Here is a 22,324-nt window from a genome sequence, read left to right as displayed (position 1 = left end):
TGGCTACCATGTGGTAGAAAAATGATTAGAGCCAACGAGTTAAAAAAGTGACTTTTTCACAGCACCTCTTTTCTGCAATCGTTATCGTGTTTTTATTGGTTTATATTTGGCCGAAATGAATAAATATGTGGCTTTTGTTGATTTTATAACATGGATTAAATGAGGGAACTTTGCAGAATATTCTTTATCCCTATTTATGTTTCTCAAAAAAAGGTCTCTTTTAGATCAATCAAAAATTAATTTCCCCCAAAATTCAGTATTGTTATTCCTTTTTTTTCAGGGAATAACGTCATTGCAGGCGCAAGAATCCAATCAGATTTCTTTGAATGATGCTTTAAAAATCGCAAAAGAAAACAATAAAACAATTCAGAAATCGCATATTGAACAGCGCATTTCTGAAAATGAAATTGCCGAGACTAAAAACCTTCGTTTGCCTGAGGTTAATTTTAATGCAATGTATTCCCGCTTATCGGATTTGACAGAATACGAAGGCAGTTTTTTCAAGGATAAGCACACCTATACTCCGGAACCTGGAACTGTAATATATGATGCGGTGACCAAGTTTGATATGCCGCTTTATGCAGGAAATAAAATCAATAATGCGATTAGTAAGTCGAAACAGGAAAACGAAATTACCAAAATAAAGGTAGAGAAAACCGAAAACGACATTCGATTAGATGTTACTGCTACTTTTTTGGGCATATATAAAATGATGGAACTCCAGAAAATCATTGACGAAAGTATTAAGGAAGAACACGAACGATTAAAGGAGGTGAAAGCGTTTAAGACTTTTGGAACCGTCACAAAAAATGAAGTGCTGCGTTCCGAGTTGCAGCTTTCGGACAGAGAGCTTCATGCCCTGACTAATAAAAAGAATATCAGGATAGCACTTCAAGATTTAAAAACGTTATTGCAGTTGCCCGAAGAACAGGAAATAAGTATTGACACAACAGCCATTCTCGAGGAAATTAATCTTCTGAAAGACTATGATTATTATTTGAAGGAAACCATGCAGAACGAAGAAATGCGTATCGCAAGCAGGGAATTAGATGTCAAAAAGACAGAGTTAAAAATGGCAAAAGGAAATTATTATCCTAAGGTGGGTTTATTTGGGAACTATAATCTAAAATATCCAGACTATATGTTATTTACGATGGATCGCCCGTATCTCTACACCATTGGGCAAATAGGAGTGGAGGCTTCTTATAATTTGTCTGGTTTATATAAAAATAAAGCTCGGGTGCAGGTCGCTAATTTAAAAGTGGAATTGCAAAAAAATGAATCTGAGATCGTGAAAAACGAGATGGTGGATAAAGTGTTCAGAAAGCACACGCAATATCAGGAAATTCTGGACAAATTTCAGGTTACCGATAAAGCACTGGATTTGGCACAGGAGAATTATCGTATTGTAAAAGTAAAATACCTTAACCAATTGGTCCTGATTACAGAAATGGTTGATGCGGATAATGCTTTACTTCAGGCAAAATTCAATAAGGTTTCCACTAGAATAGATGCTGTTATGAAACACTTTGAATTGCTTCATACAGCAGGCTTACTCAATAAATAATAATTTCAGTTTAATATAATTTAGTTTCAAGTTTATATGGTAAAAGTAAAAAATTCGTCAAGAGCACATAAATCATTTCACAGATTAACCACGGCGATTGCAAGTATTCTGGTTTTTAGCGGAATTGTTTTAGGTATTTGGTTTTATGTTTTTAATCAAAATCATGAAGAAACCAATGATGCTCAAGTGGATCAATATGTTACACCCATTATGGCCAGAATAACAGGATATGTTCAGGAAGTACGTTATAAAGAAAATCAGTTTGTACATAAAGGTGACACTTTAATTGTAATTGATAACAGGGAATATAAAGCTCATTTGGATATGGCCTTGGCAGATGTAGAAAATGCCAAAAGCAGTAGCATTGTTGCAGAAAAAAATGTAGCAACAACTTCTAATGCAACTTCGGTAAGAGAAGCACAATTGGAGGCCGCAAAAACAGAAGTTTGGAAAACCAAACTCGAATACATTCGATATAAAGGCTTATTAAGTGAAGAAGCAGCGACAGAACAGCAGCTGGAAAAAGTAAAAGCTGATTATGAACTGGCTAAAGCTCATTATCAAGAAATAGAAAATACGATCCAATCGGCGGCATTGAACACTTCGGAAGCTTCGGCTAAAATTCCGACGGCCCAGACCGTAGTTCATGCTAAACAAGCTGCGGCGGATAATGCAGCTTTGTTTCTTACTTATACGGTAATTACAGCGCCTTACGACGGTTGGGTTGGTAAGAAAATAATTCAGCCCGGACAAATGATAAAAGAAGGACAAACCTTAGTTTCGATTGTCAGTAAGGAAAAATGGGTTACCGCTAATTTTAAAGAAACACAGGTGCAATACCTGTCCATTGGTCAGGAAGTTGCGATTAATGCCGACGCTTTAAGCGAAGAAAAATTTACGGGCAGAATTGAATCATTATCACCTGCCAGTGGCGCCCGTTTTTCATTGCTGCCACCAGATAATGCCACAGGTAACTTCATAAAAATAGAACAAAGAATTCCGGTTAGGATTCAACTGCTAGGAAAGGATGCGCAAATCCAGTTTCTTCGAGCCGGTATGAATGTTACTGTGATTGCCGAACACCCATAATCAGATGTCAGAAGTTAGTGTTTTTAAGCCTTGGGTTCCTAATTGGGCGGTCGTAGGTATTATATTTTTTTGCTTGTTACAATCCATGATTTTACTGGGAGTGTACACTTCTAATGTGACCTATGCCGCGAGTTTTTTGGATGTTGAAGTCGAAGATTTGCAATTTTCGATGTGTGTGACGTATGGAACTTTTTTGTCTACATTATTAATTGAAAGTCGGTTCTTTAAGTTTTTTCCAACCAAAAAATATTTTCTTGTCATTTATAGTCTGGCCGCTATAACATTTATTTTAACGGCTTACACGGAGAATTTTTCGCTATTTATTATTTTAAGAATTGCGGAAGGGATTGTGATGGCATTGCCTGTTGTGTCTTTACGACAATTTTTAATTTCCAGATTTAAGTCCAAAAATGCTATTATTATTGGTTTTACTATCAATTATGGAGCTTTGATCCTTGCTTCGCCATTTATAATGAATATTGCAGTCTGGCTACTTGAAAATTACGATTGGAAATATATGGCGTATGGTTCCGCTTTATTTCAAATAGGATGTGTGGCTTTAATTATGCTAACATTCAATGACAACCGTTTTCATAGAAAAATTCCCTTATACCAGATTGACTGGACCAGCTATATTTTGTTACTGACCGCTATTTTGTGTGGTGCCTATTTTATGGTTTATGGCGAAAAAAAGTATTGGTTCGAATCTTCTCAAATTGCCGCTGCACTGACGGTTGCCTTGTTAACGGGAGGTTTTTTTATTGCCCGACAAATGCAGGTGAGACGACCCACTTTTGACATGAGAATATTTCGATATGATAATTTACGTACCGGACTATTATTGTCGGTGGTGTTTTATATTGCCAGATCTACTTTGAATATTTGCCATAGTACTATGTTTACAGTTTGGAATTGGGAGCCTTCGCGAGTGGCTCAGGTGCAATATTTGAATGTATTGGGAAACATAATCGGAATGGTTGTGACAGGAATATTTTTGGCAAAAGCAGTGACCTCAAGGACGATTTTTATAATTGGATTTTCACTTTTTGCGTTATTTCATTTCTGGTTTACTTTTCTTTTTGTTCCTGATGTTTCTTTGGCTGATATTGCAATTCCTTATATTTTGCAAGGAGTGGCCGTGGGAATCATCTTTGTTCCATTAGTATTATTCACGGTCTCTGCAGTTCCTACACATTATGGAGCTTTTGCTGGAATCGCAGGGGTAGCAGGACGTTTTTGGGGAAGTATCATGGGATTTGCGATAATTCAAAATGCAAGTGTGTTTTTACAAAAAAAGCATTTCACAAAGTTCAGACAATTTGTTCTTCCGGAGAGTCCTGAGACCCAGATGCGTCTTGAACAAATGATCAAAAGCTTCCTGTCTAAAGGCTATAATGCAGACGATGCTACTAAATTAGCCATGAAGCAAATTATCGGTTCTGTTTCGAAACAATCGGTTTTATTGTCTAATATGGAAATCTTTACCGTTATGGGAAGTGTTATGCTCATGATTGTTGTTTTTTTATTGATTAATCAACATTTAAAACAAACATTTGATATTTTTAAAAATAGAATTTGGGATAATTAAGAGATGTTTTTTAGTGCCTAAAAAAGGTGTTTTTAGTCAAAAATGATTAACTTAGTGTGTTAAAAATCAAATGTTTAAAAGTTAATCAAATGAAAAACACAGACGATAAATCGAATCCGGATAAAAAAGATAAAAACAAAATACCAGACTCTCTTTTGTATCCTCCAAGCGAAGATATTTACAGCCAGTTCAAAAAAGAATCTGAAATAGACCCGGAAGATCTTTCTAAAAAGAAAGCGCCAGTTGAAATCAATAATGTCAGGGAACTGAATCAAAAGGATTTTGATGAGGATGTATCTGGCGGAGATTTAGACATTCCCGACTTAGACCTAGATGATCAATTGGAAATTGAGGGAAATGAAGATGAAGAAAATAGTCATTACAGTATAGGCGGTGATGATCATAACAACTTAGATGAAAATACCGGAGACAGGAGTTAGGACATTTACGAAGCGTATTTCTCTTCGATTTTCGACTTCCTGATTTCATGCGTATTCTAATAGGACTTTGGAACACATAATTTTAGATTAATTACAACGCTAAATTTATTTACAATGTCTTTGAATAAATACAATCAAAAGCGACATAATAACGAGTTGATTTTTGTGGTGCAAAAACATGCAGCTTCCCATTTGCATTATGATTTTCGATTGGAAATGGACGGTGTCCTAAAAAGTTGGGCCATTCCCAAAGGGCCATCCATGAATCCCGAGCACAAACGACTTGCCATCATGGTAGAGGACCATCCGTATGATTATAAAGATTTTGAAGGTACTATTCCCGATGGTCATTACGGTGCCGGGAATGTAATTGTTTGGGATCAGGGAACGTATGCTCCGGCTGATAAAGACTATAAAGGAGATGCGGAAACCCAATTGCAATCAGAATTGGAAAAGGGACATCTCAGTTTTATTCTGAATGGAAAAAAACTAAAAGGAGAATTTGCATTGGTGAAATTCAAAAGCAAACAGGATACAACTTGGCTTTTGATAAAGAAAAACGATCAATATGCAACTGAGGAAGACATCCTGGAGAACAATAAATCTGTGATTTCAAATTTAACTGTGGAAGAAATGGAACACGCACCAGATTAATTTTTTCAGTGGAAAAATAAGGCAATTACAATCTCCAGAGCAATTAATATGATTACGACCCATTCGAGACGGGAACTTTCCCTTACATTCAGTACATCAGTAAAAAGCGTTAGATTGTTCTCTACAATTTGCAGACGGTAATCCAAATCTTTGAAACGGGTGTTGATGTCAAAATTAGTTTTTAGTTGCCTATTGAGCAGGTTAAGTTCTTCATTGTCCCAAACAAGATTGGGATCGTCAAGAATATATAAATTATCAACAATACTGTTTTTTACGTTCAATACTTTTCCGATATACTTAAGCAAATTGGTTTTTGAAATACTGAGTTTTCCGCGTTGTTCCAATTCTAAAATATAATGTTTGGAAGAGGTAATTAGATCATCTGTCAGGACTTCATAATGTTCCAGTGCAACAGATTGTCCGATGTTGAGCATAACAATCCGCATAAGGGAAGGGTCTATCTCGGGAACGGTGACGAAATTATTTTTTACAACGACCTTTTGTAGTTTTTCATCCGTCTCAATTCTGTATTCTTCAGACAAATCCAAATTAACGAAAGTAGTGGCGTAATTTTTTATAAAGTTTATAAATTCACTTTTGGCGACCACATCATAATTGGCAAATACAACCACACCATAATCAAAAATATATAAATAACGTTTGGTAGCTTCCAATGCATAAAATATTTCAGAAGTCGATCCGGAATGCACTTCGGCTTGAAACTCGCTACGAAATTTTCTGATATTGAAAGATTCAGCGATTTGGACTGCTTCGATTCGGATTTCCATAACAAAGAGTTTTATACAAATTTAAGAAATTTTCAGCTTGTTGTAGGGCGTAGATGACGTTTTAGTTTTTGTGTGGATTTCTCTATTTTAATGATGATTTTTATTTGTACTTTTGGTCAGTACCATTTACATCGATTTCGTTGCTTTTTATTTCTTTGTAAACGTCCCTATCCTCAAAAATGATCAGGATACTTATAGATTATAAACAGTAGGAGATATAATCTATACCATAAATCTTTATGGTAAAATTGATTTCAGAAGAACTCCAAAAAACCAAAAACAGTTATTAAATTGAAAATTAAAATTCTATTCTTTAGCTTTATTTTTATAGGATTTGTGGCTTGTAACAATAAAGAACAATCTACAATTTCAGATAAAAAAACTACTGATGTTATTAAACAAGCCAGCTATAATGGCCATATAAAATCGGTATCAGATTCATCCAGGGCTTCAGATTTAAAATATTCTTTGGAACAATTAGATAATACTAAAGGACTGTCCAATAGTTCCGTGAATGCTATTTTTCAGGATTCCGAAAATTTACTTTGGATTGGGACATGGGACGGCTTAAACAGATATGACGGAAATAGTTTCAAAATTTTTCGCCCCGAGTTGGATAATGAAAACAGTTTGAGCAATCAGGTAATCCAAAAAATAGCCGAAGATAATTCGGGGCAGATTTGGATTTTGACCATTCATGGAATTAACCGTTATAATAAGAAGACGGATGCCTTTCAACGGTTTTACTTTTCGAGAGAAAATAAACCACCATTATCAGAATCAGAATTTAACATGGCATTGGATGCTTCCAAAAAAGTATTTTGTGCAGTAAAAGATTGGGGAATAGGTTATTTTGATGGAACCACATTTCAATTATTAAATGCCAAAAATCTTTCCACCAAAGCAGTTAAAAAAATGGAATTTTCTCCCACTGGAGAACTGTTGGTCTTGTTTGAAAACAATGAATTTTATGCTTTGTCGCTTAAAGCGGGCAGTAACGGAAAAAAGATACTTTCAAAAGTCGAATTGGTTTCAAAAAACATCAGGACATTTGAAGTGGTTTCCAATCAGAAAGTCTGTGTTATCCCAAACTCGGGAAATGCTTTTTTACATTCTTTATCCAATAAGAACAAAGAGACTATTTCTGGTCAAAAAATTGAAAATATCATAGGACATATTCCAGAAGGCTTGGTGCTTTCCGGTAAATCTGGATATTTTATTATGGACAATACCGGAAATATTACTTCTAAACCATGGTTGAAATATCTGAAAAGCCAAAAGATAACCTCATTAATACAAGGAAGTGAAAATGTGCTTTGGACAGGAACCGATGGGGATGGACTATTTAAAATATATCCGCTCAAAAAATCTTTTAATTTAATTTCTAAAGCACAGGTTCCCGAGCTAGATGGCGGAATCATCAGGACATTTCTGGAAGTGGACGGAAATTCTTTTTGGGTGGGAACCAAAGGAAAAGGACTGTTTCGTTTTCCTTCTAATTTTTATCTGAATCCGGAGAAAGCGTTGCAATACCAAAATTTCAATGAAAGCAACAGTGCTATCAATAATGCCGTCTTTGCTTTGTACAAAGGACAAAATGATCTGGTTTTTATTGGTACTGATGGTGAAGGAATTACTGTTTTCGACTTGAAGAAATCAAAGCTAATCGATTGGGCATCCATTGAAGGGAATGAGAAATGTGATTATTTTAAGTCGATATATACCATTTCTCAGGATAAAAACGGATTTGTTTGGCTGGGAACGAATGGTTACGGAATGATTCGTTGCAAAATTGAACGCTCCGGGGAAAAATTGAAAGTAACCGAATTCAAAAAATATTTGGCGGACAGTAACAAAGAAAACGCATTAAGCAGCAACATTATTTTTTCTATAATTCCAAAAAATGAGAACCAGCTTTGGATCGGAACCCGACTGGGAGGTCTTAATCTTTTTGACAAAAAATCAGGCGAATTCCGCACCTATAAAAATATCAAGAATGATCCTAAAAGTCTTTCTAATAATGATATTTTGTGTTTGCAGACGGATGCAAATAACAGACTTTGGATAGGAACCAGTTTTGGCTTAAACCTGTTAGAAGATTTAAAAAGTAATGGTAAAGCGGTATTCAGAAGTTTTACTGTCAAGGAAGGATTACCTAATAATACCATTCACGGAATTGTCTCTGATAAGAAATCCAATCTTTGGATAAGCACTAATTTTGGGTTATCGAATTTTAATCTTAGTGGTTTAAAATTTATTAATTATACCAAAAATGAAGGCCTTCAAAACAATGAATTTGCAGATGGCGCATTTTATCAGGATCCTAAATCGGATTTTGTTTTTATGGGAGGAATAAAGGGTTTTAATTATTTCTTACCTCAAAAAATAAAAGAATCGTCTGTTATTCCAGATATTCTGATTGATAAGATTAGCGGTCAAAACCAGCCTATTCCTTATTATCAGGGATTAGTGATAGCTCCCGATTCTAAGACAAACCCTTCTATCGTTTTAGATCATAATCAAAACTTTTTCGACATTGAATTGGCGGCTTTGACTTATGTAAACAGCGAAAAATGCCAGTATGCCTATCAGTTGATGAATTTCGATAAGGGCTGGAATACCATTAATAATCGAAGAATTATTTCCTTTACGAATGTTCCGAAGGGGAACTATTCCTTATGGATAAAATGGACGAATAGTGATGGGGTTTGGAGTAAACCGGTTCATGCTATTGATATTCGGGTTAAACCAGTGTTTTGGCAATCCAATTTGGCAATCGTCATCTATTTGATATTGACAGTGCTTTTTATACTCTTTGTGTTGAGTTATTATAAAAAGCGTCAATCATTGAGTCAAAATATTCTTTTTAGAAAAAGAGAAGAAGAGCTGCACGAAAACAGACTTAGCTTTTTTACGAATGTTGCCCATGAGTTTCAGACTCCTTTAACTTTGATTGTCGGACCTGTGCAAAAATTATCAGAAACTCCTAATCTTAGTGAGCGTAATCAAAAGTTCATACAGATGATTCAGCGCAATTCGTCACGATTATTATTCTTGACGCAGCAATTATTGGAATTCAGAAAAGCAGAATATGATTATTTAGAAGTAACAGCCAGGGAATTTGATCTTGTAAACTTGGTAGAACAAATCGCCGAGTTGTTTGATGAATGGGCATTGGATAAAAATATTGATTATAATCTTGATATTCCGTCTGCATTACCAGGCTGGTTCGACAAGGATAAAATTGAAAAAATAGTATTTAACCTGATGTCAAATGCATTTAAATACACTCCTGTAAATGGGAAGATTGATGTTAAATTTAAACTTCAAGATAGTAATCAAAAGAAATTGAATATCACTATAGTAAATACAGGAAAAGGTATTCCAAAGGAAAAATTAGATTCTTTGTTTGACCGATTTTTTCTGTCGGATGCCAATAAAACGCCAGATAATGATTTGTTTAGAACCGGTATCGGATTAGCCTATATCAAAAGATTGGTTACTGTATTAAGAGGAGAAATTCTGGTTTCGAGTATTGCTAATGAAGAGACTTCCTTTACCGTTCTCATACCTTGCAGTAAAGAATCCTTTACCGAAAAAGAATTGGATGTAGAAGTAAGTCCTGTTTTGATTTCTCATCATCTTAAAAATATCCTTGAAGAGATTCCGAACAAAACGGATGATACTCCCAATAAAATTGCATCACTTGAAGATATTCAAGACACGCGCAAAACGATTTTATTGGTCGAAGATGAGAAAGAAATTCATTTGTTCCTTAATGATCTATTAGGTGGCAACTATAAAATTATCCCGGCCTATAATGGTTTAGAAGCTCTGGAAATTCTTGAAAAGGAAGTTCCTGATATTATTATCAGCGATGTGATGATGCCTGAGATGGATGGGGTGGAGCTTTGTAAAAAAATTAAAACAGATATTAGAACCTGTCATATCCCTTTTATTATGCTTACCGCAAAAGATTCGGTGATTCACAGAATCGAGGGTCTGGAAAGTGGTGCTAATTCCTATATCCCGAAACCTTTTTATCCGGATCATCTATTAATACGAATACAAAAGCTTCTTGAAGAAAAAGAATTAATACTCAAACATTTCACACAAGATACACTTTCCGAAAATCTGTCAACGCTTCCTATAGACAGCGATGAAAAAGATTTTGTGAAAAAGGTAATCGAATTGATCCGTGCCAATATTGACAACGAAAATCTTCAAAGCCTGTTTATTGAAAAAGAATTGGGGATTAGTAATTCGCAATTGTATCGAAAAATTAAACAGATTTTTGGCTTTACGCCTGGCGATTTGATTCGAACAATCCGATTAAAACATGCGGCAGAATTATTGCGTAAAAATGTATTGACCGTTTCTGAGGTTTGTTACCAATCAGGTTTTAATAACCGATCGTATTTTTACCGTGAGTTTAATAAAATGTATAATGCTACTCCAAAAAATTACCAGCTGAAATATAAAGCGAAGTTCTAGATGGTTTTTTAAAGTACTGAAAATCAGCACTTTTTATTAAGGTGTACACTTTTGAAGAAATAGTGTACACCTTTTTTTGTACCCTCCAATTACTTTTATCAAATGATTTTTAAGTCATGAAAAAAACCATTAATGCATTTAATTAACCTAATTATTATTAACATGAAAAATTTAACTCGAATTAGTAATCAATTTAATATTTCCCTATGATGAGAAAAAATATTATTTATAAGTTGTTCTTACTCGGGACAATATTATCAGGGAGTATCATGTATGCTCAAACAGTAAAAGGTATTGTTACCGATAGTAATGGTCCATTGCCTGGGGTAAACATTACGATCAAAGGAACAACATCGAATACCGTTAGTGATTTTGATGGAAATTATGCTATTAACAGTTCAGATTCAAAAGCTGTTTTGGTGTTTAGTTACATTGGATATTTAGTGAAAGAAGTTCCGGTTAATGGAAACAGCACTATTAATGTAGTATTAGTAGAAGATTCACAAAAATTAGATGAAGTGGTTGTGGTGGGTTATACTGGCCAAAAAAAGCAATCGATTTCGGGAGCCGTAACCCAAGTGGATATGGGCGATTTGTCTAAAACAAAAGTAGCTGATGTAGCCCAAGCTTTACAAGGGCAGGTAGCGGGTGTATTTGTTGCAGCCAATACAGGTGCCCCTGGAGACGGACTTAAAGTTCGTATTAGAGGGGAAGGTACTTTGGGTAATAATGAAGTATTATATGTAGTTGATGGTGTATCTACCCGTGATATTTCTTTCCTGAATCAATCGGATGTAAAATCGATGACTGTTTTGAAAGATGCAGCAGCGGCAGCAATCTATGGTTCAAGGTCTTCTGGTGGTGTAATTGTTATTACAACCAAAAATGGACAAAAAGGAAAAGCAACTATTAATGCAGAGTATTTTACAGGTACCAATTATGCAACCAATTTGCCGGATATGATGAATGCAGATCAATATTTGACTGTAAAAGATCAAGCGTGGCATAATACTCTTGGGAACGCTGCAAATGCAATCAGCCCTTATCAAGCAGATAGAAGCAGAACAGATTTGGCCGATACTGATTGGTTGGATGAATTGTTCAATACAGGTAAAACTAATAATCTACAACTTTCTGTAAGTGGTGGAAATGAATCTACCCAATATTTGGTTTCGCTAGGTTATTTTGATCAGGACGGAATTGTAGTCGGAGACAAAGACAGATTCCAACGTGTGAACTTCAGAACGAATATCAATTCTAACGTAACAGAGCGTTTCAAAGTAGGTGCGAATGTTCAAATTACAAATACTGTTCAGGATAAAATGTCTTCAAGTGGAGATGCTCCAGGGGTAATTCGTCACGCTTTATTACGTCCTTCAGTTTTATCAGTTTACAAAGATCCAAATGATCCAACTTATAGCGTAAATGATCCTTATACGGATTTACCATTCTATTTGTTTAACAATGACAATGGAGGATGGAGCAAACAGTATGAATATACTTCAAACCCTATTGCTTTGGTACATTTCACAGATGATACTAGAAAAACATACAAGAATTTTGGTAATGTTTATGGAGAGTATGCCTTTTTAGCAGACAAATCATTGAAGTTCAAAACCAATTTGGGAGCTGATATTATTTTTGATCACAACAAGAATTTCGGCGAAAATTTTGGAGATGATGATAACAACGATCCAAATGAACTTTATCCTGGAATGGGTAGAAAAAACAGACCTTCTTCTCTAAATGAAAATAGAGGTGAGGCAATGACTTTCACTTTTACCAATACCTTAAACTATATAAAAACAATCAACGATAAGCATAGTATTAATGCCTTATTAGGGACAGAAAATATTAGTAGCAAATCTTCTGCAATCGGTGGTGCAAGAGAAAATTACAATCATACTGAAGATCCATTCCGTTATCTTGACTACGGAAGCGATACAAACAAACACAGTTCAGGATCGGCAAACAATTGGTCTTTGATTTCATTTTTCGGATCAGGTACTTATGGGTATGACCAAAAATATTTTGTATCGGCAACTTTAAGAGCAGATGGTTCTTCCCGATTTGGTCCTAACAATAAATGGGGTTATTTCCCATCAGTATCTGGAGGTTGGGTAATTTCAAATGAAGAATTCTGGAAGAAACCAGATTGGATGTCAAACTTGAAATTGAGAGCGAGTTGGGGACAAGCTGGAAACCAGGAAATCCCGGATCATGCTTATGAAACTTTAGTTTCTGAATCAGGTGGAGTAGTAAATATTATCCGTTATGGTAACCCTGATTTGAAATGGGAAACCACTACACAAACTAACATCGGACTTGATTTTGGAATATTGGATAATAAATTAACTTTTACTGCTGATTATTTTGATAAAACTACTGATGATATCTTATTGGCAGTTGGTTTACCGGCAGTTTCTGTGGGAGTTATCAATCCTACCTTTGTAAATGCGGGTGTGGTTACGAATAGCGGATTCGAATTTGGTGTAAACTTTCAAAACAATGATAACGAATTCAAATATGGCGTAAATGCTAATATGGCTACTTTAAAAAATGAAGTAAAAGAATTGCAACAATATGTTACCGAAATTTATGATGATTTCACCCGTACGAAAACGGTAGTGGGTCAACCAATCAGTTCTTATTACGGATACCAATTTGAAGGAATTTATCAAAATCCTACTGAAGTTTCTACCCATTTATTTTCTAATGCAAATGGTGTAGTACCTGGAGATATGAAATTCAAAGATTTAAACGGCGATGGTCAGATTAATGCTGATGACAGAACCTTTATCGGTAGTTCTGTTCCTGATTTAACATATGGTTTATCTGCAAATTGCGAATACAAAAGATTTGATTTATCTGTGATGTTTCAAGGTGTAGAAGGAGTAGATCGTTACAATGATTTGAAGAAAATTATCGATTACGATAGCCGTCCTTTTAATTCGACTACAGCAGTATTAGGGGCTTGGAACGGAGAAGGAACAAGCAACTCTATACCTCGCAACACTTTTAATGACAATGGAGGAAGTAAGTTTTCAAGCGTATTTGTAGAAGATGCTTCTTATTTTAGATTGAAAAGCCTTGAATTGGGATACAATTTTGATCCAAAAGTGGTTGGAAATGCTAATTTAAGAATGTATTTATCAGCTCAAAATCTTTGGACAGTCACTAATTACAGTGGTTTAGATCCAGAATCTACTTCTTTGATTGATCAAGGGACTTACCCACAATCGATGTCATTTATTTTAGGATTAAATTTAAAACTATAACACAATAGAGATGAAAAAAATATTTATAACAACGCTCTTAGTAGGATTTGTTTCTTTGACCAGTTGTGAAGACGAACTTACTTCGGATCTTATAGGCGCTTCTACATTAGAACAAGCTCAAACGGATCCAACTTTGGGTTCAGTAGAGAGCTCCGTTAATTCTTCTTATGAATTGCTTTCAAGCAGATTGAACATATTGGCAGATTGGCAATGGGACAAAGGATTGGTATTTCAGGAAGATATCGTTTTGCAAGATATTGCATCTGATGATATGGAGAAAAAATGGGGTCCGGATGGTGATCAACCTTGGATGGATGAAATTAATAATTTCACTTTTACTTCCATGAACGGTGGTCCAAACGGATTGTGGAAATACAATTACGAAGGGATAAAAAGAACCAATATTGCGTTGAATTATTTGTTGAATCCTGAAATTGAGAGTATCACCGGTATCTCAACGGAAAGAAAACAACAATTGATGGGAGAAGCTTATTTCTTAAGATCATATTACTACTTTTCTTTGGTAACAAATTTTGGTGATGTGCCTTTAATTTTAGCCCCTATCAAAACATATCAAGAAGCTTTCGATGCTGCAAAAAGATCTCCAAAAGCAGATGTATATACTCAGATAAGTGAGGATTTAGCTTTAGCCAAAACCTATTTACCTAACCAAAAATACTCATCTTCAACTGAAAAATGGAGAGTTTCAAAAGGGGCAGTTATAGCATTACAAGCGAAAATTGCTTTATATACCGAAGATTGGAACAAAGTAATCACGACTGTTTCTGAACTGGAAGGACTAGGGTATTACAGTTTGAATACGAATTACTTTGACAGTTTTGATATGAATAAAGAATTTGCAGAAAATGAAGTTATTTTCTGTTACGACCACCAACAAAATGCAACTCCAAGAAAAGGAAATGGAATTTGTGCTGTTGCCGGTTGGGGATTCTTTGCGCCAAGTGAAGATTTCTTAAACTCTTTTGAGGCTAACGATCCTAGAAAATTATATACTGTAAACACGCAAGAGCAGTGGGTTAATAAAATTTTGGGAAGTATAAATGGTGCTAACAAAGGAAATGATGATGCTCCAAGCAACAAAATTTATTTCCGTATGGCAGATGCATTATTGTGGAAAGCAGAAGCACTTAATGAAACAGGTGATTTTTCGGGAGCGATTGCACTCATTAATAAAATCAGAGAAAGAGCAAGAAATACAGTAACTGCAAATGGAGGTACTGTTCCTGCCGGGACATTGGCAAACAGACCAGCTTCTGTAGATAAAACAACGGTGAAAAACTGGTTGATTTCTGAAAGAAGAGCAGAATTAGGTTTTGAAAATCAAAGAATGGCCGATTTGAAAAGATGGGGAATTGCTAAAGAAGTGATGACTGCACACGGTAAAAATTACCAGGACAGACATAATTTATATCCAATTCCACAGTCAGAAGTTGACGCCTCAGCTGGATTGTTGACTCAGAACCCAGGATACTAAAAAGGGTAATTGAAATAAGTTTTGGTTAATTTAAGTTGATTACTATACCTGAGAAGTAGCAATTACAATTAAAAAAATTGCTGCTTCTCTAATTAATAAAATTTAGAAATAGAATGCCAAATAGGTAATAAAAATATGGTTGGTTGATTTTAAATAGTAGTTACCCTTGAGAAGCAGCGGTTGCAATAAAAAAAAATTGCTGCTTCTCTTTTTTTTAAACAAGCAATAAATTCATAAGTAAAGAAATAATCATAAAAAAAAACAGAGTTCTGATTAGCCTTTTAAACAAGTAAATATTTTAATATGTGTAAATTTTTAAATACCCTTTCTATTTTACTATTCTGTTTTGTCGGAACGATTTCGTCAAGCCAGAATATTAACTTAAAAGTTGTAGGCGATGATATACAGGGTTATAATGTTGCTATTTATAATGGTAATCAGCTATTGGTGAAAAACACCGAAGAATTTTCTCTTGAAATGACCAATTTTGATTTAAGTGAAAAAGCTACAATTTCCGCGTGGAAAGGAGCTAAATGGTCGGGCGACAATAAAACAGTGCATTTAACAAGAGATAGCTATATTGCTGAACTTGATTTGAATATTTCTATTTCGGTCACTTATGAAATTATAAATAATAATGTCATTAAAAAGAGCATTGATTTGTTACAATCAGGGATGCCTTCTTTGTATTATATGATATCGGAAACTTCAAAACCGGCGCAAATACCTTCTAAATATGTAACTTTTGAATACGATAATTTCCCCGGAGGCTTTGCACACGAAATGTATCCTTCGGCTGGATTTGTCACGCCAGATAACCAGCTTGTTGGATTTTTGATGGATGCCGGTTATAAAAATCATTACACCCGAACCACCCGAAGACGCTTTAACGGGCATGGTGGTGGTTTTGTTGGGATGCGAAAACTTCCGGATCCTGAACTGGTTTCGGTAGCTTCTTTAGAGGAAAGAACCAGTAACGAACATTACATCAGACAGACTTTTGGTGAAATGTACAATTTGGATGCAGGAAAGCAATTGAAATTAAAAATAGATGACCAATTTAAAAGAGTTGGAGCTATTGCAATCGAAAAAAAAGACAGTATTTATACGCTGAAATTCAAAGATAACAAACAGTCGGGATTTGAAATCCTAGCCCCTTTTAAAGATCAAAAAGTATATACCATTTCTTTTCTTTCGAAAGGGAAAGCATCTGTAGCACTCAAACTTTTTAGAATTAAAAACGGAAAAAAAACCGTTGAACTGGAAAACGGTGTCAAATACATTGATAAATTTCCAAGTTCAGAAAAGCAATGGACGCTTTTTAAAGGCAGTGTTTTGGTTCCCTATATTGAGAATGACAGTGTGTCTTTATTCATTGGTACACAAGACGGGAAAGATACCAGTCTTCAAATTAAAAATTTACAAGTTATTGAGCATCTTCCTCAAAAAGAGCCTTATAACAGAATGAATATTGGTGAAAAGGTGACAAAAACGACCTATGTTTTCGTGGAGCCTTGGACAAACCATCACGATTTTGTAGTATCTTCACAATCACGCTTGGCCGAAGGAAAAGGATTTAAAGGGAATTTGATAGAGAAGATGTTGTATGCCAATTTCAATATGCTTACATGGATTAGTTCTATAGATGATTTTACGCCTTTCAATGTTCCGAACATGAACTATTCGCCAGATATGTATAATCGGGATTCGTTTTTTTCGATTGTATCAAGTTATAATAAAGAATTGAATCTTTCCATTTGGAATAAGTGGGCGCAGACCCAAAATCAAAAAGGAGCTGTTGGTACCATTATCACCCCTTATATGGGCTCGATAGAGGTAAAAGATAATGAAGCGACCATTCAGTTTTTGATTTGGGCCATGATGAACAAAAGACGTTTTGGAGTGGATTTGCCAAAAGATAAAATTCAGAAAGCAATCGATTTTGTATTAAATGAATTTGACGACGACAGAGATGGTAAGTGTAAGTCGCATTTCCCTTTGTGTCAAGTAGATGTTCTTGATTTTAATCCAAAAACTGACCGATTAGCCGTTAATCAAGGAATGTTGGCAATCGCTTTGCGAACCATAAAAGAATTGGGCTATGAAATATCCGATTCCTATATCGAAAAGGCGGAAGCCGAATACCGCAATTTTTATGATGAAAAACGAAAACACCTTTTATACGACAAGCAATTTCCGGACATTATCGCGATAACTGATTTAGAGCCGGAATTTTATTCGCTCTGGTTATTCAATCGTCCTATTTTGACTGACGAAATGGTAGTGAATCATTTAAACCAAATTCCGTTGCTCAATAAAGTTCCCAATTCTCCGCATCCGGAATATGGTACAACAGCCCCTTTAATCATTCAACTGACTAAGGACAAACAAGGATATTCGTTTATGAATACCGATTACCAGCCTTTCGGCGAATTTGGAAAATCAAATTATGTGGGAGGGGCAAATGATGGTATTTATTACAATGGTGGCAGTTGGTTTCGTGCCGAATATTGTGCCTATGTAGTGGGACAAAAACACGGTTGGGAGAAAGCAAAAAAAATGATGGAAAACAGAGCTTGGGCCGAAATAAATCTTAATCCGGAATGGCCTTACAGTAAAGAATTTATCCCAACAAAATGGACTACAACCGATTCATGGTGGCCTTCCACCCGAGGTTTGTGTTGGAATGTTTTTATCCTTATGGCAAATGAACTGGCAGGAAGCAGAACAGCAGATATGGATCCCGACTTTAAAAACTAAAAAAAATTAAAAACTAAAAAACTAAAAAACTAAAAATAGAACAGCATGAAAGATATAGCAAAACGTTTTACAGAAAACCCTTTATTATCGCCTGCCGATTTACCGCCAAGTAGAGAGGGGCTAGAAATTACTTGTCTACTTAATCCGGGAGTATTTGAATTTGATGGAAAAACTTGGCTTTTGGTGAGAGTTGCAGAAAGACCGAAACAAAATGATACGGTAATTTCTTTTCCTATTCTAAAGGAAGACGGGTCGATTAAAATTATAGAAATCCCTAAAGATGATCCTGAATTAGATGCCAGTGACGCAAGGGTAATTAATTATAAAGGAGTTGATTATTTAACTACATTATCTCATTTGAGATTATTGTGCAGTGAAGATGGGCGTAAATTTTATGAGCCAGAAAATTATCCGCTTTTAGTTGGTGAAGGAATTTTGGAAACCTTTGGAGTAGAAGATTGCAGGGTAACTTTACTTGACGGTACGTATCATTTGACCTATACAGCAGTTTCAGATAATGGAGTAGGAGTTGGTTTGCGCACAACTACCGATTGGAAAAATTTTCAATCACACGGAATGATGTTGCCTCCGCATAATAAAGATTGTGCCATTTTTGAAGAAAAAATTAATGGTTTGTATTATGCTTTGCACCGTCCGAGCAGTGTTGATATTGGTGGAAACTATATTTGGATAACTTCCTCTCCTGATGGTCTTCATTGGGGAAATCATCATTGTATTATTAAAACAAGAGCAGGTTTATGGGATAGTAAAAGAGTTGGTGCCGGAGCTTCTCCAATAAAAACAGATAAAGGCTGGTTGGCTATTTATCATGGTGCCAATGCAGAGCATCAATATTGCCTTGGAGCTTTTTTAATGGATTTAGAAGATCCTACCAAAGTAATTGCCCGTACAGAAGAACCTATTATGGTTCCAACAGCAAACTATGAATTGACCGGATTTTTTGGAAACGTAGTATTCACTAACGGACATGTTGTACATCCTGATGGCGATACGGTTACTATTTATTATGGCGCCTCTGATGAATTTGTTTGTGGTGCTGAATTTTCTATTGCAGCTATTAATTCACTTCTAAAAGATATCTAATGATCAAGAAACTAAAAACAGAAATTGGTCATTTTAAAAGCCAGACCCACAATTTCCAGATATTAATGCTAACCAATCTAGTCTATGCTATTGTTTTACCGGTGATAGATATTTTTGTGGCGGCTTACGTGATGCGAAGTTCAAATGATCCCGTTAAGGTGGTTATTTATCAACTGACTATTTACGCCGGAATTCCGCTTACGTTTTTATTGAATGGTTTTTTACTGAAACATTTTAACATCAGAAAACTGTATTCGGCAGGAATGATGCTCAGCGGAGTTTCGATGATGATTATGATGTCTTTGAAGACGCTCGACCTTGTTGGAATTGGGGTCGCGGGTATTACAATGGGATTGTCTTTTGGTTTTTATTGGTCTAACCGGGATTATTTGGCGTTAGCCATTACGAATGATTCGAACAGGAATTACTACTATGGCTTAGAAACTTTTTTCTATACCATTATTGCCGTTGTGATTCCGATTACAATTGGTTGGTTTATTGAATCCAGTGGCAACGAAGCGCAAATACACACGGCCTACTTAATCATTACCGGAATTGTATTTTTGGTGACTGTAGTAGCCTCTATTGTTTGTTTCAGAGGGACGTTTCAAAACCCGGAACAGAAAAAATATGTGTTTTTTAAATTCCACCAATTATGGTACAAATTATTGTCTCTGGCCTTATTGAAAGGTTTGGTGCAAGGATTTCTGGTAACCGCACCTGCAATGCTTATCATGTTATTGTTAGGTAAAGAAGGAGCATTGGGGACAGCACAATCTATTGGAGCTGTAATTGCAGCGGTAATCATGTACGTTTTAGGAAGAATTAGTAAACCGTCAGACCGAATAAAGATATTTACGGCAGGTCTTTCATTATTTGCCTTAGGTGCCATAATCAATGGATTTTTATTTAATCAAACAGGCGTAATTATATTTATTTTATTGTTATTGATTGCAAAACCATTGATGGATTTGGCTTATTTTCCAATTCAGTTCAAAGTAATTGATATTGTTTCAAAAATTGAGAAGAGGGGAGAGTTTGCTTATATCCTGAACCATGAGGCAGGTTTGTTTGCAGGTAGGTTTTTGGGAGCAGGAACGTTTCTTGTTTTGGCTTACACTATATCGACTGAAATCGCACTGCGCTATGCTATCGTAATTGTTGCTATATTGCAGTTGAGTTCCATTTTTGTGGCCAAAAAAATTATTGCGGAAGGGGAATTACTTTCACCGGAAGAGGCGGTAATTGATGAGAAAGTGCTGGGTGAGGTAGCAGAAAAAATGGTGTAATTGTTTGTGTTTAAAATCTATTTATAATTTAAAAAAATAAAGAATGAATACTATTTTCAAAATGACTTTTGCAGGTCTGTTTTTCTTCCTTTTAGGACTAAATGGAATTGCCCAAGTTAAGCAACAAAAGATAGCTCGTGTGGATCAGATGCCAAACTTGCCACAACCATTTCAGATTATTGATTATAAAGAATTAGCTGTCCGTTTTGATAATACGGTCTTTGATTTCAATGCCAAAGGTAAATATTGGCCGATGGTATGGATGGATAACAGTAAGAAGAATTTTCCTCAAGACGTTGTAGGTATGTATACTGCAGTTGCTGATGTGAGACAAGGAGTAAATAATAAAGGGATGTTTCATGAAGCTTTGGCTACGATGGGGGCTACTTTGGGAGCCAGTTTAGTAGGAATTGATAAAAGCAAACAACCAAACCTGAATTATGTTGGGATGCTTAAAAACTATTTCAACAAGGAAACAGGTTGGAATATTATGATGAATAATACCTGTCCTGAAGTCGCTTTGTTAGGTGGTGGTTATGGTCGGGACTGGTGGTACGATGTATATCCGAACCTCTTATTTTATGCGGTTTACAATCAATATCCTAACGAACCGGGTTTTGATGAAATTGCAAAAAGTATAGCCGAAAAATTTCTTGAAGCAGATTCTATATTGAATGGAAATTATGACTACTCTTATTTTGATTATGGGAAAATGAAACCCATGAAAAATAACATCTGTGCGCAGCCTGATGCAGCAGCTGGTCATGCCTGGGTTTTGTATGCAGCTTATAAAAAGTTTGGAGATCCAAGGTATTTGAAAGGGGCTAAAAGTGCTTTGACAGCATTGCAATCCCAAACTGTAAATCCAACCTATGAATTATTAATGCCTTTCGGAGCCTATTTGGCCGCAAGAATAAATGCCGAGGAAGGAAAGCAATTTGATACCAATAAAATGTTGGGCTGGACTTTTGACGGAACCGCAATCTGTCGTGAAGGCTGGGGTGTATTAGTAGGGAATTGGAATGGTATGGATATCTCAGGAACCGTTGGAAGTACAGTAGATCATGGTGGTTATGGTTTTTTGATGAACACTTATGATATGGCTTGGCCAATGGTACCAATGGTTCGCTATGATCAATCGTATGCAACCGCTATTGGAAAATGGATGTTGAATGCTGCAAATGCTTCACGCTTTTTTTATCCGCAATACATGCCGGATGAGCATGAAACGATTCCTCAACTGGCAGAGGTTACCAAAGGAGTAATTGGGTACGAAGGAATCATTCGTCAATCCAGTTATAAAGCGTATGAAAATTTAAAAGGGCCTGTGGCGCAAGGTGATGGACCACTTTGGGTATTGGGTCAAAATCCGGAAGAATCTCAATTCAGTGTTTACGGTAGTGGACATGTCGGTATTTTTGGAAGTATTATTCGCGCAACAAATGTGACGGGTATCCTGCAACTGAATCTTTTGGCGACTGATTTTTATAGTGATAAAGCCTATCCTTCTTTTTTATATTATAATCCATATAACAAAAGTAAAAAAGTTGTAATACAAACGGAAGCAGGAAAAAAAGTGGATTTATATAATACAGTATCGGGTGATTTTGTGGCACGTAATGTTTCTTCTTCTGCCAAAATTAAGCTGTCACCAGAAAGTGCCGCAGTCATTGTTTGTGTTCCTGTTGGTGGTAAAATCAGCTATGAAGGATCTAAAATGTTGGTTGATGGTATTGTCGTTGATTATAATGCCCAGCAGAAAAAATAAAAAGAGTACT

At 35.6% G+C, this 22,324-nt stretch carries 13 protein-coding genes; 12 read left to right on the top strand and 1 reads right to left on the bottom strand.

The features are described from left to right. The first annotated feature begins 259 nt into the window (after window positions 1–259). From ABEB23_RS04630 to ABEB23_RS04610, 5 genes are all read left to right on the top strand, one after another. Window positions 260–1,567, top strand: a complete 1,308-nt coding sequence (locus tag ABEB23_RS04630; RefSeq protein ID WP_348811243.1) for a TolC family protein — start codon at window positions 260–262, stop codon at window positions 1,565–1,567. A 36-nt stretch (window positions 1,568–1,603) separates the two neighbouring features. After that, the gene (locus ABEB23_RS04625) at window positions 1,604–2,656 is read left to right on the top strand and encodes an HlyD family secretion protein (protein WP_348811241.1); all 1,053 of its coding nucleotides are present in this window, start codon (window positions 1,604–1,606) and stop codon (window positions 2,654–2,656) included. A gap of 4 nt (window positions 2,657–2,660) precedes the next feature. Next, a complete protein-coding gene (locus ABEB23_RS04620; protein ID WP_348811240.1) occupies window positions 2,661–4,244 on the top strand; it encodes an MFS transporter in 1,584 nt (527 codons plus the stop codon). Between the two features lie 89 nt (window positions 4,245–4,333). Continuing rightward, window positions 4,334–4,684 carry a hypothetical protein gene (locus tag ABEB23_RS04615; RefSeq protein WP_348811239.1) on the top strand — a complete coding sequence of 117 codons (351 nt, stop codon included), beginning with the start codon at window positions 4,334–4,336 and terminating at the stop codon, window positions 4,682–4,684. 114 nt (window positions 4,685–4,798) lie between these two features. Next, window positions 4,799–5,338 carry a DNA polymerase ligase N-terminal domain-containing protein gene (locus tag ABEB23_RS04610; RefSeq protein WP_348811237.1) on the top strand — a complete coding sequence of 180 codons (540 nt, stop codon included), beginning with the start codon at window positions 4,799–4,801 and terminating at the stop codon, window positions 5,336–5,338. A 5-nt stretch (window positions 5,339–5,343) separates the two neighbouring features. On the opposite strand, the gene ABEB23_RS04605 is transcribed toward ABEB23_RS04610, so the two are convergent. Beyond that, window positions 5,344–6,126 (bottom strand): RMD1 family protein, encoded by a 783-nt coding sequence (locus tag ABEB23_RS04605; protein WP_348811235.1) that lies wholly within the window; start codon window positions 6,124–6,126, stop codon window positions 5,344–5,346. Window positions 6,127–6,417: 291 nt separating this feature from the next. Here ABEB23_RS04605 and ABEB23_RS04600 point away from each other — a divergent pair, with 291 nt between their 5' ends. The 7 genes from ABEB23_RS04600 to ABEB23_RS04570 all read left to right on the top strand — a co-directional run bounded on the left by ABEB23_RS04600 (window position 6,418) and on the right by ABEB23_RS04570 (window position 22,314). Next, window positions 6,418–10,620: a hybrid sensor histidine kinase/response regulator transcription factor gene (locus ABEB23_RS04600; protein ID WP_348811234.1), complete on the top strand. Its 4,203-nt coding sequence runs from the start codon at window positions 6,418–6,420 to the stop codon at window positions 10,618–10,620. A 206-nt stretch (window positions 10,621–10,826) separates the two neighbouring features. Then, window positions 10,827–13,898 (top strand): SusC/RagA family TonB-linked outer membrane protein, encoded by a 3,072-nt coding sequence (locus tag ABEB23_RS04595; RefSeq protein WP_348811233.1) that lies wholly within the window; start codon window positions 10,827–10,829, stop codon window positions 13,896–13,898. Window positions 13,899–13,908: 10 nt separating this feature from the next. Beyond that, window positions 13,909–15,393, top strand: coding sequence for a RagB/SusD family nutrient uptake outer membrane protein (locus tag ABEB23_RS04590; protein WP_348811232.1), 1,485 nt, complete (start codon window positions 13,909–13,911; stop codon window positions 15,391–15,393). A gap of 303 nt (window positions 15,394–15,696) precedes the next feature. Next, entirely contained in the window at window positions 15,697–18,153 is a 2,457-nt protein-coding gene (locus ABEB23_RS04585) for a hypothetical protein (RefSeq protein ID WP_348811231.1), read from the top strand. Between the two features lie 45 nt (window positions 18,154–18,198). Further along, complete coding sequence (locus ABEB23_RS04580) at window positions 18,199–19,257, top strand: glycoside hydrolase family 130 protein (protein ID WP_348811230.1); 1,059 nt, start codon at window positions 18,199–18,201, stop codon at window positions 19,255–19,257. Next, the gene (locus ABEB23_RS04575; RefSeq protein ID WP_348811229.1) at window positions 19,257–20,546 is read left to right on the top strand and encodes an MFS transporter; all 1,290 of its coding nucleotides are present in this window, start codon (window positions 19,257–19,259) and stop codon (window positions 20,544–20,546) included. The genes ABEB23_RS04580 and ABEB23_RS04575 overlap by 1 nt, the downstream gene beginning before the upstream one ends. A gap of 43 nt (window positions 20,547–20,589) precedes the next feature. Next, window positions 20,590–22,314, top strand: a complete 1,725-nt coding sequence (locus ABEB23_RS04570; protein ID WP_348811228.1) for a glycoside hydrolase family protein — start codon at window positions 20,590–20,592, stop codon at window positions 22,312–22,314. Window positions 22,315–22,324 lie beyond the last annotated feature (10 nt).

The sequence above is a fragment of the Flavobacterium maritimum genome (genome assembly GCF_040049085.1).
In the GTDB taxonomy this organism is placed as follows: domain Bacteria; phylum Bacteroidota; class Bacteroidia; order Flavobacteriales; family Flavobacteriaceae; genus Flavobacterium; species Flavobacterium maritimum.
The sequence above is the reverse complement of the archived record's forward strand: the minus strand, read 5'-3'. Positions and strand labels throughout refer to the sequence as shown.

Bases quoted from the DNA above. Each gene is read 5' to 3' on its own strand.
- ABEB23_RS04585 (WP_348811231.1), top strand. From the start codon at position 15,697: ATGTGTAAATTTTTAAATACCCTTTCTATTTTACTATTCTGTTTTGTC.
- ABEB23_RS04615 (WP_348811239.1), top strand. From the start codon at position 4,334: ATGAAAAACACAGACGATAAATCGAATCCGGATAAAAAAGATAAAAAC.
- ABEB23_RS04595 (WP_348811233.1), top strand. From the start codon at position 10,827: ATGATGAGAAAAAATATTATTTATAAGTTGTTCTTACTCGGGACAATA.
- ABEB23_RS04570 (WP_348811228.1), top strand. From the start codon at position 20,590: ATGAATACTATTTTCAAAATGACTTTTGCAGGTCTGTTTTTCTTCCTT.
- ABEB23_RS04610 (WP_348811237.1), top strand. From the start codon at position 4,799: ATGTCTTTGAATAAATACAATCAAAAGCGACATAATAACGAGTTGATT.
- ABEB23_RS04580 (WP_348811230.1), top strand. From the start codon at position 18,199: ATGAAAGATATAGCAAAACGTTTTACAGAAAACCCTTTATTATCGCCT.
- ABEB23_RS04625 (WP_348811241.1), top strand. From the start codon at position 1,604: ATGGTAAAAGTAAAAAATTCGTCAAGAGCACATAAATCATTTCACAGA.
- ABEB23_RS04620 (WP_348811240.1), top strand. From the start codon at position 2,661: ATGTCAGAAGTTAGTGTTTTTAAGCCTTGGGTTCCTAATTGGGCGGTC.
- ABEB23_RS04575 (WP_348811229.1), top strand. From the start codon at position 19,257: ATGATCAAGAAACTAAAAACAGAAATTGGTCATTTTAAAAGCCAGACC.
- ABEB23_RS04590 (WP_348811232.1), top strand. From the start codon at position 13,909: ATGAAAAAAATATTTATAACAACGCTCTTAGTAGGATTTGTTTCTTTG.
- ABEB23_RS04605 (WP_348811235.1), bottom strand. From the start codon at position 6,126: ATGGAAATCCGAATCGAAGCAGTCCAAATCGCTGAATCTTTCAATATC.